Source organism: Limnospira indica PCC 8005 (genome assembly GCF_000973065.1).
GTDB lineage: Bacteria > Cyanobacteriota > Cyanobacteriia > Cyanobacteriales > Microcoleaceae > Limnospira > Limnospira fusiformis.
On sequence record NZ_FO818640.1, the window covers coordinates 4,000,639 to 4,015,533 of the forward strand.

Here is a 14,895-nt window from a genome sequence, read left to right on the forward strand (position 1 = left end):
AGCCTTAACTGGCTCCGTTCAGAGCAAGAGTTAAAGTTCCTACCCTGGAATGCGTGCTAGTTCCAGGCTCTAGAACCGAATCGTTAAACATCTCTAAGGGGTTAAGGACGTGCGATTTGGATAGTACCGACTCTGAACATTGGCGTTCGCGCAGCGTGCGCGTTAGCGCAAGCGCAAACATTACCCCGCAAGGGAGTCGGAGCCAACCATAGCTCCATGGAGGGGCAACCATACCCCTCCACCCCGCAAGGGGGTGCTGGCGGCTAAAGCCGCTTGAGTCGGTTTTCCTCTCCGTGATCAATCACGGAGCTTCCAACCCTCCCAGGAGTTTTACGTGAAATCGTGATACTATTGGTTCATTCGAGCTGGGGACATCCTCGCTTAGGTCTTTTTAAGTCGGTGTGAGATTTGAGATGATGAACAAAATTCTATGGAACACTCTCAAGCAGAGTCCAGGCGTTCTGGGTGCTGCTCTTCTGTTAAGCACAACTGCTGCATTAGCCACAGACAGCCCTTCAGACAAGCTGGTTACTACTTCCGAAGTGGCATCCCTAGCTTCAGATGCAGCGGAAGGAGTTAGTCAATTTAGCCTGGATGCGGATACTACCTCGCTAATGGCAGTTGCGCCAGAGGTCGATAACACGGCTCCTCTGTCTCAGGATGTAATCGATTTAGGTTTGGAGTCCTCTGGCGAAACCCAAGAGGTAGCTCAGGTACAACCTGAGATGGAACAGGAACTCAGAATTGCTGACCTAGAACAAATCAATCTATACAGTGAAGTTGCCGACTCTATGGAGCAGGTGACCTCTGTATCTCAATTGTCTGACGTTCAACCTACAGATTGGGCATTCCAAGCGCTTCAGTCTTTGGTAGAACGTTATGGCTGTATTGCAGGTTATCCAGACGGAACCTTTAGAGGAAACCGCGCCATGACTCGTTTTGAGTTTGCGGCTGGTTTAAATGCCTGTTTGGAACGGGTTAACGAATTGATTGCGGCTTCTGTGGCTAATTTGGTAACTCGCGAAGATTTGGCGGTTCTGCAACGGCTCCAGGAAGAGTTTGCGGCGGAATTGGCAACTTTGCGCGGCCGTGTGTACGCTTTGGAAGCGCGGACGGCGGAATTGGAGGCTAATCAGTTCTCCACCACTACCAAACTGCGCGGGGAAGTAGTGTTCTGGCCAGGAGATAGCTTTGGCGATCGCGCCAGACATAACGTGGCTGGAGGTCCCCAAGGCAATCGCAATGAAGACCCCACTCAAACTTATTTGGGCTACCGGGTTCGTCTGAACTTTGATACCAGCTTTACCGGCGAAGACCTATTGAAAACCCGTCTGCAAGCGAGAGATATCCCTAACCTCAGCAATTTTGACCTCACCAATAGCTTAATGTCTCGGACTGCTATTGATGGCAATTCCAATGGGATAGAGCTAGATGATTTGTACTACCGTTTCCCCGCCTTCAATCGTCGGGCGCACATCTTTATCGGTGCTAACAGCCTTGATTTAGATGACATCATGGATGTGATCACCCCATTTAACAGCGGTTCTAATGCCTCAATTTCTCGGTTTGGTCAGCGTAACCCTGCCATTTTCCGGGGTCCAGAAGGTGCAGGGGCGGCGGCTAAGTTTGCCTTTGGTAATGATCGTCAGTTCAGACTCAATCTGGGTTATTTAGCTGGTAACGCCTCCGATGCTACTGCTGGTAATGGCTTATTCAACGGTAGCAATACTAAGTCGGCTCAGTTGATCTATGAACCCACAGACAGGCTGGCTTTTGGGGTAGAGTACGCGCGTAAATATTTCACCAGCGACGATGTCAATATGGCGGGTGCTACCGGAAGCTGGATCGCCGATCGCCCCTTTGGTGATAACGCCACCACCAGTGATAACCTAGGCTTCCAGTTTAACTGGCGGATAGTTGAGAAGTTCGAGTTGGGTGGCTGGTTTGGAGCTACCTGGGCTCATCAACAAAGAAGTGGCAGTGATAGTGCTACAATTCTTAACTGGGCTGTGACTATGGGCTTCCCAGATGCTTTCAGTGAAGGAGATTTGGGTGGTATTATTATCGGAATGCCTCCGAAAGTTACCTCCCATGACATCGGCGCTTTGGAAGATCGCGATACTTCCTTCCATATTGAAGCCTTCTATCGCTATGCTTTCAACGACTACATTTCCATCACTCCTGGCTTCTATGTTTTGACCAATCCTGATCACAATGCCCGCAATGCTAATATTTTGGTAGGAACCCTGCGGACTACTTTCCGCTTCTAAAATAGGGGCCTGAAAGCTAAGAGTTTCCCGGAGGGAGGAGTAGGGGCGGGTTTAGGCAATATAGCGATCGCCTGGTTAATTCCCAAATGACCACCGCGCGGAGCCAACCTACACCCCCCCATATAACTCCCCTCTGGGGCTACAGCTTTAGCTGCCAGATTTTAATGGTTTTATCCTCACTACCACTGGTGAGGATTTTGCCGTCTGGGGTGAGGGCTAGGGCTGTGATCAGGTCTCCGTGACCCCAAAGGGTAGTGATTATTTCCCCGGTGTTGAGATTCCATAAAACAATGTGATCGCCTCCAGCAATTAAAGTTTGGCCATCTGGGGTAATCACTAGGGATTTCACCGGGCCTCTGTGTCCCTCAAAAACCCGCAGTTGTTCCCCTGTGTTAGCATTCCACAAGCGCACGGTTCCATCATCACTAGCGCTGGCGATGGTTTCACCGTCGGGGCTATAGGCGATCGCATTAATACTATCTCCATGGCCAGTAATTGTCAGTCGGCGACTACTATCACCGACATTGACATTCCATAATCTGATACTGGCATCTGCACTAGCACTAGCGAGAACATTACCCTGGGGATTGAAAGCCAAAGCATTAACCGGGAGGTCATGGGCGAGAATAGTTGATAATCGCCGACCATTGGTATCCCACAGAATAATAGTCCTGTCTTCGCTACCACTAGCTAAAATTTGACCGTTGGGACTAAAAACCAAAGCATGGACACTTCCTGTATGTCCTTCAATAGTACGTTGACGCGATCCCCACCACATACGGATAGTTTTATCATTACTACCACTGACCATAATCTCTCCATTGGGGGAGAATGCTAGGGCCCTTACCCAACTCGAATGGACGCTTTCGGGATTAAAAACCTCTCCAGAATGGATACCCCAGCGTCGAATTGTGCCAAAAGTTCCCGCAACCAGAGTTTCACCGTCTGGGGCGATCGCCAAAGCATAAACCTGCCCTAAAGCCTCCTTATGCCCCAGTAGCCACATACGATTAGGCCACCCTCTAATCACCAACATAGGGTTAGCCGGAATTAAGCCATAGCGCCGATAACCGTCTACCTGGGTATAAATCAACCCCCCCATGGTCACAATCACACTCAGAATACCAATAGCCTTGAAGGGAATCTTAATTTTCAGTTCACTGAGGTGGATTTTCGCCTTCAGCTGTTCTTTCTTTTTACCTTTGGTATCTGATTTGGGATCTTCTCTTTCATCACTATCGCGGGGTGGCGGATTAAGTTCCACTTCAGCTAAACACTGGAGAACTACCCCAGGGTTCTGGGGGCGATTTCCCGGAAATGGTGCCATCAGATAATCAAGAACATCCGCCAATTGTTTCGGGATATTTGGCGCACCCTTACGCCACAAAAGTTTCCCAGTGCGAGGATTTTCTGGGTAAGCCGTGGGGGGTTTTCCCGTCAACAGATAAACAAAAGTCCGACCCAGGGCAAAAAAGTCCGACTGAGGTACTGCTTTCCCGTTCGTTTGTTCTGGCGGCGTATAACCAGGGGAGACAATTCCTGTGGCGCGTTTCTTATCATTATCCTGTTCGCCGGAGCCATTTGAACTAAACCCCATAATGGTCTCGGTCACTTCCCGCGCTGTGCCAAAATCAATTAACACCAGTTGACCATCAGGCTTTCGCATGATGTTTTGAGGTTTAATATCTCGGTGAAAATACTGTAAACTGTGGACGCGATCGAGAATTTCCACCAGTTGTTTTAGCCAATCCATGGCTAATTCTGGGCTAATGGGTTCTTTTTTGCGCTCCTTCATCCACTCCTGAAGGTCTAACCCTTCGATTTTCTCCATGACTAAACAATGCAGCGGCGACTCATCTTTCGGCATAAAGGTAAAGTAGCCATCTTTATCTACTTTAGGGATGCCGGGATGACTAAGTTCACTCAAAACTTTCGCCTCTTGTTTAAACAGAGCGATCGCCTTGGGATGTTCTTTGAGGAGAACTTTTAAAACTTTGCGAGTCTTATCTTTTTGGTCGAGAATCTCAAAAGTTTGACCAAATCCTCCCCCACCCATCTTTTTGATAACACGATAACGACTCTGTATAAACAGATCAGAGCCACACTGAGCGCAAATGCGTCGTTTGGCATTCGACTCATCATCGGGTTTAGGGCATTTGGGATTGAGGCAATAACTCACGGAAACACCTTAACACTTGCAAGCCCTGCCTGTTCAAAGCAGGGAGGAAAAGCCAAGATCGGCTTTAGCCACCTACCGTCAAAATCCATAGACATATCTATCCTTTTTGGCAATCGCTTGGGAATAGGTGCTTAGACATTGAAAGGAAACAGTAGCAAACTGGAAAGCATAAGCCTCGATCGCGACTTTCAGGAAGGCGGCCATATAAAGACTGCTACTATATATGATAATTCTAGCCGATACCGTTGCAACCCAGTATAACATTTTGGCTCCTCGATACTAATTAGCGACCAAAACGTGGCTTGTTGGTTGGGGGTGGGTTACAACATGACGGGATGAAAGAAAAAGGCTATTCCTAAAACCATATATGCAGCCAGCAGCAACACCCCTTCCAACCAGTCCGACCGGCCGTCAGAACTTACCGAATTAGCGATCGCCACCGATACAGCCACAGCTATTAACTCAAAGGGATTAAAGTCTAAATCCATTGGCTGATTTAGCACCAACCCCGCCAGAACTAACACTGGTGCTACAAAGAGGGCAATCTGTAAACTCGAACCTACAGCCACCGACACCGACAGATCCATTTTATTTTTCATAGCAACCGTCACAGCCGTGGCGTGTTCGGCTGCATTCCCAATAATCGGAACTAGGATCACCCCGGTAAATAGTGCTGTCAAACCCAGACTCTCGGTAGCCTCTTCCAGAGTACCTACCAACAGCTCCGACTCAACCGCCACCATAATTGTAGCCACTAAAAGCACCACAATCCATAATTTTAGATTGATTTGATGATGAGGTTCCCCTGATATTTCTTCTCCCGTTCCGGGTTCTACTTCGTTTTCTGCTAATCCCACATCATATAAATAGGAGTGGGTTTTCATGGAAAATAGTAGGGTGAGGATATAAACTATAATCAACACTAGCGCCACCGCACCGGACAGAGTTTGCATGGTGCTTTCCTCTATGCCGCTGGACGTGACATCTACGGCGGTGGGAACTAATATAGCAATTACTGCTAAGGTCATGGCTGAGGCATTCAGACGAGCCACTACTGGGGGAAATTCTTGTTCTTTGAACCTTAATCCTCCCAGAAACATGGCTAAACCCATTACCAGTAATAAGTTGCCAATAATTGACCCGGTAATGCTGGCTTTGACTACCTCTACCAATCCGGCTTTGAGAGCGACAAAACCGATAATTAATTCGGTAGCATTGCCAAATGTGGCATTCATTAACCCTCCTAAATTAGGGCCGAGAACTACTGCTATTTCTTCGGTAGCTGTACCCATCCAAGCCGCCAGGGGAATAATGGCTAGGGCGGCGGTTATAAAGATTATAGTGGCTCCCCAGTGTCCATATTCGGCGACAATGGAAATGGGAATAAAAATGAGCAGCAGGGAGATGATTTGATTGGTTTTGAGCATATATTTCTATGGCGCTTTTAGAGGTATATTTAATCGGATTGACTGGCTAAAAGTAGCAGAAATATAGTTGAGCAAGCCCTGAATATGTCACCCGGATTGAGATTGGTAAATTAATACATCAGTTCAATGATGATGATTTGTGGCTTTAATTTACACCCTAAATCATGGCTTATTTTGCCATCTCTAAAAGCTCTAATTCGGATAACTCTGCGATACCCAGATTTTGAGCTTTTGCTAATTTCGATCCCGGCTTGTCTCCTAATAGTAAATAATCGACTTTTTGGGTAACAGAATTAGTTACTTTTCCCCCAGCTTTCTCAATGATAGATTTAGCTTCCTCTCGGGTGAGAGTAGGTAATGTTCCGGTAAGCACAAAGGTTTTCCCGGCGAAAGGTTGCGCTTGGGGAGTAGATTTTAGTGCAGTTGACGGCACACTGGCAAGCTGTAAACCAGATTGTTCAAGTCGATCGCATAAACTGATATTAGCAGGATTTTGGAACCACTGATAAACAGAAGTAGCAATTTCCGCGCCGATACCATAAACGCCTTCTATTTGTGCGGAAGAAGCCGCCGCCAAACTCTGACAACTCGGGAAATTTTGAGCGAGTAACTCAGCATTAACCTCTCCGACATAGCGAATACCTAGACCATATAATACTCGATGCCAGGGTTGTTTTTTAGAAGCGGCGATCGCCTCCAGAATTTTCTGGGCTGATTTTTGGCCCAGGCGTTCTAAGGCAACCAACTGATCCATATTAAGATGATAAAGGTCAGCGACCGATCGCACCAATTGAGTCTCAACCAATTGCTGAACCAGCTTTTCCCCAATACCATTAATATCTAAAGCCTTTCTTCCGCACCAGTGAAGAATAGAACCGCGCACAATAGCCGGACAAGAGGAATTAATACAGCGGGTGACCGCCTCCGGTGGAGTTTTTACCACAGTTTCCCCACACTCAGGACAATGAGTCGGCATAGTCACCAGTTTAGCGCCAGTTGGTCGCAAATCCGGCAATACTCGCACCACTTCCGGGATAATTTCCCCAGCCTTACGGACAATTACCGTATCGCCAATATGTAGGTCTAATTCAGTCAGGCGGTCTTGATTATGAAGTGTAGCGCGTTTAACAGTTGTTCCAGCTAACTGTATGGGTTCAAGTTCAGCCACCGGAGTCAAGGCTCCAGTACGTCCGACCTGGAAAGTAACTGATATAATCTTAGTGGGCAATTCTTCCGCCGGATATTTAAGGGCGATCGCCCAGCGGGGAAATTTTCTCGTTTCTCCCAACTGTTTTTGGAGACTGAGGGAATTTAGCTTAACCACCACCCCATCAGTCATATAGGGTAATTCTCGGCGCTGAGTTTCCCAAGTATTAAAATACTGCTGAACTTCCAGCAAAGATTGACACAGTTGGCGATTAGGATTGACTTTAAAGCCCATTTTTTGGAGCAACTCCAGACAATCCCAGTGATCATGTAAATTGGGGGAGTCTAGGTGTAAAGTATAGGCGAAAAAATCCAAGTGTCGAGCAGCCACAATGCGGGAGTCAAGTTGTCGCAGGGTTCCGGCGGCTGCATTACGCGGGTTAGCAAATAGTGGCTCTCCGTTTTTTTGTCTTTCCTGGTTAATTTCCGCAAAAATACGGTTGTAGAGGAAAGCCTCCCCCCGAACTTCCACCACAGGCGGCGGGTTATCCAGATGTAATTTTAGGGGAATAGAGCGGATAGTTTTAATATTTTGGGTAATGTCTTCCCCAGTGACTCCATCCCCACGAGTCGCACCCCTAACTAATATGCCATCGTGATAGGTGAGAGCGATCGCCGAACCATCTATTTTGAGTTCACAGATATAGTTATTATCTTCCGCTGCCCAGTTACCAAGAAAACGTCGCCATTTTTCATCCCAAGCCTGGAGTTCTGCCATATTAAAGGCATTTTCCAGGCTATAAAGACTGATATTATGGCGTACAGACTCAAACTGAGTAGCGGGTTTTTCTCCGACTCTCTGGGTAGGACTATCAGGAGAGATTAGTTCTGGGTATTGGGTTTCGAGTTCTTGCAGTTCCCGATATAGGCGATCGTAAACCCCATCCTCCATAGTCGGAGCATCCAGAACATAATAGGCATAACTAGCCCGTTGGACAGTTAGCCTCAACTGTTCAAGTTTTTGGGAAATTTCCGGGGTTGGGGTTTTTGGTGTTTGGTCGTTCACAAATTCAAATTAGACATTTCGCTAAATTTGGGTAGGTCTGAACTACCGTTTTTGTCGCCATTGTAGCCATTTTCTTCACCAATGGATGAATTATCTGGCAGATATTTCTCGCTTTCGCTGAGGATACGCCGTTCATTTTCCACCTGGAAAACGTTAGCGTATAGGTTAGCCACAACTTGTTTCCCTTCCTGGGTCAGTTGTAAATATCGCAAGGCGGCGGGAATGTAGGGAAATACACCATTCCAGTAGAATTTGGCGTAATTATTACGGAGGTCGCCGGGGGTTTTGTAACCTAGGACTTTATTAGTCCCGACTTCTTCAAATTCGTAGAATAGGGAACTAATCTTTTTGAGGTAGCGAGGGTCACTGAGTTGACCGATTAAATCAGCCGCGCGCGCGAGTCCTGAGTAATTCTGGCGGTCTTGGTGAGTTTCATCAGCCGGGACGGGAAACCGGGTTAGTTCAATGTTGCGTTTAATTTGTTCCGCATCAATTAGTTTATGACCACCAAAGCGTTCATCTATGACTAATTTACCGCGATCGACATGGTAGGGAGTCAGACTAGCCGAGGTTGCGCCTGAACTTATGGAAACCATACCATCATCAATTCCTGTCGCATATAAACCATTAGCGTCTTGGTCTCGCCGACATACTCCTTTCACATAGCCGATATCATGACATAGGAGTGAAATGGTAAAGTGTAACCAGTCTTCTGGCGTGACTCCCCCCTCTCGAATATGCTTCCCGCGCAGAATTTCTTGTCCTACTAGGGTGACAAGCATAGTATGTTCGACATTGTGGTATAAAGCGTCACAGTTGGCGATATTTTCCAGAGCCATTGTGCCAGCCCAAGCAATTATTTCGGGGTAGTCTGGTTTAAATCCCCCATAGGTACGGCGGTAACCAGCCTGTAGGCGTTGGACGAAGGCATCAATGAGAATGGCAGTAGCATTAAACATACTCATAAATTTCCACTCAAAACACTATTGGTTAATCCTGAGCATTAGGAAGCACAATATTAGTCTAGGGTTGGGACTAACTGTTTTCCGGTATTATAGGCAAATTTTTACCAGGCGGACAGATGACCAATTGACGGAATTTCTGAGACCCTGGAAAACCTCTAGCAACCATGGGTAAAACCTGCCTGGGGATGGCTTTTCCCCAGAATGGGAAATAACAGGTTCCATGGAAAAAACCTATTGGTTATCTATACTTTAACCGATCGCATCACGAATGGCATTTTGAGTCATAGCTGCGATCGCCTGATCCGTGGCTTTGGGTAAATGATAATACTTACCTCCTGCGGTTTTCGCCAATTCTTTGGCAAAACCTGTCGAGACAAATTTATTTTCGGTATCAATTACTAACAATTGAATACCCAAACCACGAATTTTGGCAGCAATTTCCAGCAATTCCCCTTTAATATCCGGTTTTTCACCTTCTAAGATAGGTTCACCGAGCGATCGGGCTAAGGGAATGTTACCTCGGCCGTCCGTAATTGCTACAATTACCACCTGTCCGATATCTCCAGACTGTTTAGCATTCATCCCCACCCGCACCGCTTGAGTTAGTCCGTGAGCCAGGGGAGACCCACCCCCACAGGGCATCCTTTCCAAGCGTCGTTTGGCGGCCGCAATTGACCGAGTAGGCGGTAACAAAACTTCCGCCTGTTCCCCTCGGAAGGGAATTAACGACACCATGTCGCGGCTCTGGTAAGCCTCAGTTAATAGCTGCATTACCGCGCCTTTGGCTGACTGCATCCGGTTTAGGGCCATAGACCCGGAAGCATCCACGACAAACACCACCAAAGCCCCGGACTTTCTGGCTAGGCGCTTAGATCTAATATCCCCCTGTTCTACCACTACCCGACGTTCAGGATATCGTAACCGTCGCGATCGCTGATAGGGTGCTGCCGCCCGTAGGGTAGCATCTACCGCAATGCGTTGTACTTTACCCTTGGGTAGCATGGGTTTAACATACCGACCGCGATCCTCTGAAAAAATCATACTGCGGCTGCCAGTTTTACCCTGTCGGTTTGCCATTTGCGAGAAATACAACACCGTTGGATCTAGCACCACCCCTTCCGGGTCAAACACAAACTCTTCTGGGATGCTATTTTCTTCTTCTTCTGGGGGTTCGGTTTCCGGTTCTTCGTCTTCGTCTTCGTCTTCGTCCTCTGGTTCCGGTTCGTCCTCACCTTGGGGGGGTGGTGGGGGTGGGGGTGGTGGCTGTTGTTGTTCTTCGGGGGGGGTCTGAATTACTGTGGCTCTGGGTACAATAACTAATTCTACCGCCCGCCGCAAGTCATCAGCATTAACGCTATTTCTACCATCTAAAGCCGCCGAAGCCTTAGCTACTCGCACCGCAAACAGTTCCGCCCGGTGTCCGGGAACTACCCCTCTGATGGCTTCTTCTACCAGGTACAGAATTTGCTCTGAGGTGATGGTGACATCTTTTAGCCATTCTCTGGCTAGGAGAATTTGAGTTTTCAGGTTATCTAAGTCTTCTGTATATTGCTGGAGAAATGCCTCGGGAGACTGGGAATAATCGAGGGCTTGGTCTACTGCTTGCACCCGTTGATCTAAACTCAGGACTCCATCAGCAGATAGGGCTATGGCAATGCGATCGAGTAAATGGGTTCGCAGGGGACCTTCTTCCGGGTTATAGGTCGCGATAAATAGGGGTTGGCAGGGATGTTCAAAGCTGATCCCTTCCCTTTCAATGACGTTGCGCCCTTCCGTTAAAACTGTTAGCAGCAGGTTGGCTATATTGTCATCGAGGAGGTTGATTTCGTCAATGTAAAGGACTCCTCGGTTGGCTGTGGCTAATAAGCCGGGTTGAAATACGGTGTCGCCCTGTTTAACGGATTTTTCTACGTCTACTGAACCTATCAGCCTATCTTCTGTTACCCCTAGGGGAACTTGTACAAAGGGCGCGGGGATGATTTCGGTTTCTGGGGTGGGTTCTCCCGCTTCCCAGTTGGGGGGAATGTTGGCGATCGCATCTTTTACTACTTCTAGGGGCGGTAATAAGGCATGAAGGGCTCTGGCCATCACTGATTTAGCGGTTCCCCGCCGTCCAGCAATTACCACACCTCCTAAGCCGGGATCAACTGCGGCCAGCAGCAGGGCAAATTTGATCGCTTCTTGTCCCACCACGGCGGCGAGGGGAAATGTTGTTACAGTTGGGGCGCTAGGGGGCGCAGACATGGTTCTTGTCAGTAGTGGTCAATTGCTAACTCTAGCACTAAAGGGGAAATTTTCCAATTGACATCCTTCCCCACAACCCCCCTGTTGAGTTTTTCTCAATCTAGGGCGATCGGCGATCGCTTGCGAGATTTAGCTACTCTTCCCCCTAAGAATATCATCCGTTGTTTCCCTGTCAAAAACAATTTGCACAATTTATTGACAATTTGATATTTGGTAATTTAGAATAGAATTAGATTAAAAACAAACAGTCAGCCTAATCCGGCGAAAGTAAAACATTGCCGTTATGTACTTTTCGAGCAGGTGCAGACGCGGTGATGTGGTCGGAGCGGAGGAACCAAATTTTTGGGGCTAATCTCGCAAAGTGTTTCTGTCAACAACCGACAGAGATAAAGAGAAGGGCAACTCTCAGCCCTAGCCCGTCAGCTAACTCCGTAGGCATTGAGAGGAGGCTGAGGCGCACACTTTCTAAGACAATTAGATAGCTTGGCAATTCAGTTTCCTTAGGTTGGTATAGACCTGGTTTGTTATACCCACCCTAGATTCTGAGCGGTTAGTGATGACACCTAAAATACCCCTGTCTTTAATGACGCTGCCTGGACAGGCGACGTACATAGGTTTCCTGCGACTAAAAAGCAGTGACCTAGTGATAATTGGAGCGATCGGCTGCATTACCCTGGTAATTTTGTGGTGCATTGTGAATACATTTATCACCACATTAATGCCAACTCCCGCCCTACCAATGTTTGTAAATGGTAGCCTATCAACCTACCGTTTATTCAAAAACTATCAGGAGGTGATTACCGTAGTTAGTAAATATGTTAACATGACTGTAGCCTATTGAAATCAATAAAAGGGGCTAATAGATTTAACATGAGTTAGCCCCCTATATAATATAGTATGATGTCAAAGTCGGGCTAGTATTGGTCAGGTTTTCGATGAAATTAATAGTTATTGTTCCCGGTCTTCTGGCTGTAATAGGGTTAGGAATTGAGGCGATCGCCGCCCGACCCCGAGACATCCAACAATTGCTAAATACCAAACAGTGTCAGCAGTGCGATCTCAGTGGAGCCAACCTACAGGAAGCCGAACTAGACGGCGCGGCTCTCATAGGTGCTAATTTGCAAAATAGTGACCTGCGGGGGGCAAAATTAAGAGGTGCGGATCTAAGTTCAGCCAACCTAATTGGCGCAAATTTAGCAGGTGCAGACCTGCGGGATGCCAGGTTACACAGCACCACCCTTAGACAAGCTAACCTTTCTAATAGTGACTTATCCTGGTCAGATATGTATCGCGCCTTTCTGGAAGGTGCTAATTTAGATCAGGCTAATTTGAATAATGCCAACTTAAATAATGCTAGATTAGAGGGGGCGACCTTTTGTGGCGCGATTATGCCAGACGGTTCAGAGGGTCCCTGTTAATAGTGATTAAAGCTCTTGTTAAAGGGGGGGCTAATTTTCGCCCCCTTCTACTCAAATCACGTCCCCAGTTTCTTGGAGTGCGTGTAATCTCCGATAAATTCCCCGGTGATTAAGTAACTCATCATGACTACCGATCTCGACAATTTTACCATGATCTAATACCACAATTTTATCAGCTTCCCGAATGGTACTGAGACGGTGAGCCACAATAATTGTAGTCCGAGTTCCCAGAATATTTTGCATGGCTATTTGAATGGAACGTTCTGATTCATAATCCAAGCTAGAAGTAGCTTCATCAAAAATCAAGATATCAGGATTGACTAACAATGCCCTAGCAATACCTAACCGCTGTTTTTGCCCCCCAGACAGGCGCATTCCTCGTTCTCCCACAGTAGTATAATAACCCTTATCAAGTTGATTAATAAACTCATCGGCTCGGGCAATTTTACAGGCTTCGTTAACTTCATCTAGGGTAGCGTTAGGGTTGCCATAGGTGAGGTTATTTAACAAGGTTCCATTGAAGATATCAACATCTTGATGAACGATAGCTAAACGTCGCCTATAGGCGGTCACATCCAAATCTTGGATATTTTCACCATCGATTAAAATGCGACCCTGTAATGGTTCAAAGTAGCGAAATAATAGCTTGACCAAGGTAGACTTACCGGAACCGGAATGACCCACCAGCGCGACAGTTTGACAGGGTTCTATAAACAGGTTAATATCCTGCAAAACTGGTTTTTCTGGGATATAGCCAAAGGTTAAGTTTTGCAATTCAACTTTACCCTTAAAGTGATAGGATACCTGATGATTTTCCGAGTTTAATTTGATGGCATCTTGTCCCTCTTTCAACTGCATAAACTCATAAAAACGCACCATAGAAGAATAGCGTCGCGCAAAAACTTCCGCCAATAAACTAATGGGAGTTAGTTCAGAATAAGCCATGCTAGAGAGGGTATAAGTAACCACAAAATACCCCAGAGACATTTGCCCTCCAAAGGTAGCAAACAAAGTAAAACCCAATACCATAAATAAACAAAATTGCACCGTTGTATTTTGGTAGGTAGCGAGTTTTACATAGTCTCGGTGAATGCGATGGATAACTACGGTTAACTCTCGGTTTAGGCGAGTGCTTTGTCGTTCAAGTTCCTGATTTTCGGTAGCAAAGGCTTTGACAGTTTTGATGTTAGTGATGATTTCCGAGTTGCGACTTTCGGTGTTTTCTTGATGGCTGTCTAGTCGGGTTTCTAATCTAATGAGATGTCGAAGTTTGACGAGGGTAAAGGACAGAATAAAGACAAAAGACACTAAGAAAAATATGGCTATTTGCCACTTAATGAAAAAAATCACTATGAAAATACCGATGACTCGCACGAGTTTCGGGATTAATTGACCTGCTATTTCTGGGTAAGTCCAGGTATGGTTAGTTATGCCTTTGGTGATGCGGTTAGCAATGCGACCGGGGTTATTTTCTTCGTAAAATTCTAGGGGTAAAGTCAAGATTTTTTGGAGAGCATTCTGATGCTGGTCTCGCCGCGCAGCTAGGGGGATTAACCAGTGAAACCATGAGCCTAACCAAGGCTGAATAGGTGCTTTGATAACGGTGACTAAAAAAATGATACCTAGTAATATGATTAAAGCTGTGGTCTGTTGGTCTGGTAGCCCAGTGGCGGAGGCGATCGCTGTGACTGTTAACTGTATGAAGCCATCTGCACCTTGACCAGACAGGACATTTAAAATCTGTCCGATCGTATATGGTACTAGCAAATCAATTAGTTCAAAAAAACTCGATGCACTGATACTAAGAATTGCTAATAAACGATAATCTCGATAGTATTGACAAATTTCTCGAAAAGTAGCCATGACTGCGAAAATGGTGTTTTTAATGTCAGTGAAAATATCAAAGTCACCATTATAATAGATTTCTGACAATTTGGCAGAGGTCTTGGCAGAGGTCAAAGGGGGGAGGACTAGCTAACTTAACCAGTCTCCCCTAGGTAGGCGATCGGCTGGGGGCATTGTCAAGGGAAAACTATACCTAGCAAGCATTAGATATTGTATAATTATTGTTTGGGTAAAATCTAGGTAGGTGAAGAGCGACGATCTCCAACCTGCTTAGTTGGACTCAAACAAAACTTAAAGTAGGAGGAAGTGTATATGCCATCAGACCTAGATAGAGG

The 14,895-nt window shown here is 46.5% G+C and carries 10 protein-coding genes and 1 riboswitch; of the genes, 3 read left to right on the forward strand and 7 right to left on the reverse strand.

Going from position 1 to position 14,895, the window contains the following annotated elements; genetic code table 11:
* The first annotated feature begins 416 nt into the window (after positions 1 to 416).
* Positions 417 to 2,270 (forward strand): iron uptake porin, encoded by a 1,854-nt coding sequence (locus XZ46_RS17515; RefSeq protein ID WP_008051156.1) that lies wholly within the window; start codon positions 417 to 419, stop codon positions 2,268 to 2,270.
* 139 nt (positions 2,271 to 2,409) lie between these two features.
* Here XZ46_RS17515 and XZ46_RS17520 read toward each other — a convergent pair whose 3' ends face one another.
* The 6 genes from XZ46_RS17520 to bchD all read right to left on the reverse strand — a co-directional run bounded on the left by XZ46_RS17520 (position 2,410) and on the right by bchD (position 11,297).
* Entirely contained in the window at positions 2,410 to 4,449 is a 2,040-nt protein-coding gene (locus XZ46_RS17520; protein ID WP_046320912.1) for a serine/threonine-protein kinase, read from the reverse strand.
* Between the two features lie 78 nt (positions 4,450 to 4,527).
* Positions 4,528 to 4,713 carry a hypothetical protein gene (locus XZ46_RS34480; RefSeq protein ID WP_006670734.1) on the reverse strand — a complete coding sequence of 62 codons (186 nt, stop codon included), beginning with the start codon at positions 4,711 to 4,713 and terminating at the stop codon, positions 4,528 to 4,530.
* Positions 4,714 to 4,769: 56 nt separating this feature from the next.
* The gene (gene cax / locus XZ46_RS17525; protein ID WP_006670733.1) at positions 4,770 to 5,876 is read right to left on the reverse strand and encodes a calcium/proton exchanger; all 1,107 of its coding nucleotides are present in this window, start codon (positions 5,874 to 5,876) and stop codon (positions 4,770 to 4,772) included.
* 169 nt (positions 5,877 to 6,045) lie between these two features.
* On the reverse strand, positions 6,046 to 8,088 hold the full coding sequence (gene ligA / locus XZ46_RS17530) for an NAD-dependent DNA ligase LigA (protein WP_008051158.1): 2,043 nt from the start codon (positions 8,086 to 8,088) through the stop codon (positions 6,046 to 6,048).
* Complete coding sequence (locus tag XZ46_RS17535; protein ID WP_174447142.1) at positions 8,085 to 9,047, reverse strand: Npun_R2479 family HD domain-containing metalloprotein; 963 nt, start codon at positions 9,045 to 9,047, stop codon at positions 8,085 to 8,087. The genes ligA and XZ46_RS17535 overlap by 4 nt, the downstream gene beginning before the upstream one ends.
* Before the next feature lie 255 nt (positions 9,048 to 9,302).
* Positions 9,303 to 11,297, reverse strand: a complete 1,995-nt coding sequence (bchD, locus tag XZ46_RS17540; protein ID WP_008051164.1) for a magnesium chelatase ATPase subunit D — start codon at positions 11,295 to 11,297, stop codon at positions 9,303 to 9,305.
* Between the two features lie 291 nt (positions 11,298 to 11,588).
* Positions 11,589 to 11,750: riboswitch (cyclic di-AMP (ydaO/yuaA leader) on the forward strand.
* Positions 11,751 to 11,853: 103 nt separating this feature from the next.
* Between bchD and XZ46_RS30020 the strand changes: the two genes are divergently transcribed.
* Both XZ46_RS30020 and XZ46_RS17545 read left to right on the forward strand, forming a co-directional pair.
* Positions 11,854 to 12,138: a hypothetical protein gene (locus XZ46_RS30020; protein WP_006670730.1), complete on the forward strand. Its 285-nt coding sequence runs from the start codon at positions 11,854 to 11,856 to the stop codon at positions 12,136 to 12,138.
* 94 nt (positions 12,139 to 12,232) lie between these two features.
* Positions 12,233 to 12,715 (forward strand): pentapeptide repeat-containing protein, encoded by a 483-nt coding sequence (locus tag XZ46_RS17545; RefSeq protein WP_006624552.1) that lies wholly within the window; start codon positions 12,233 to 12,235, stop codon positions 12,713 to 12,715.
* 51 nt (positions 12,716 to 12,766) lie between these two features.
* On the opposite strand, the gene XZ46_RS17550 is transcribed toward XZ46_RS17545, so the two are convergent.
* A complete protein-coding gene (locus XZ46_RS17550; RefSeq protein WP_048895434.1) occupies positions 12,767 to 14,578 on the reverse strand; it encodes an ABC transporter ATP-binding protein in 1,812 nt (603 codons plus the stop codon).
* Positions 14,579 to 14,895 lie beyond the last annotated feature (317 nt).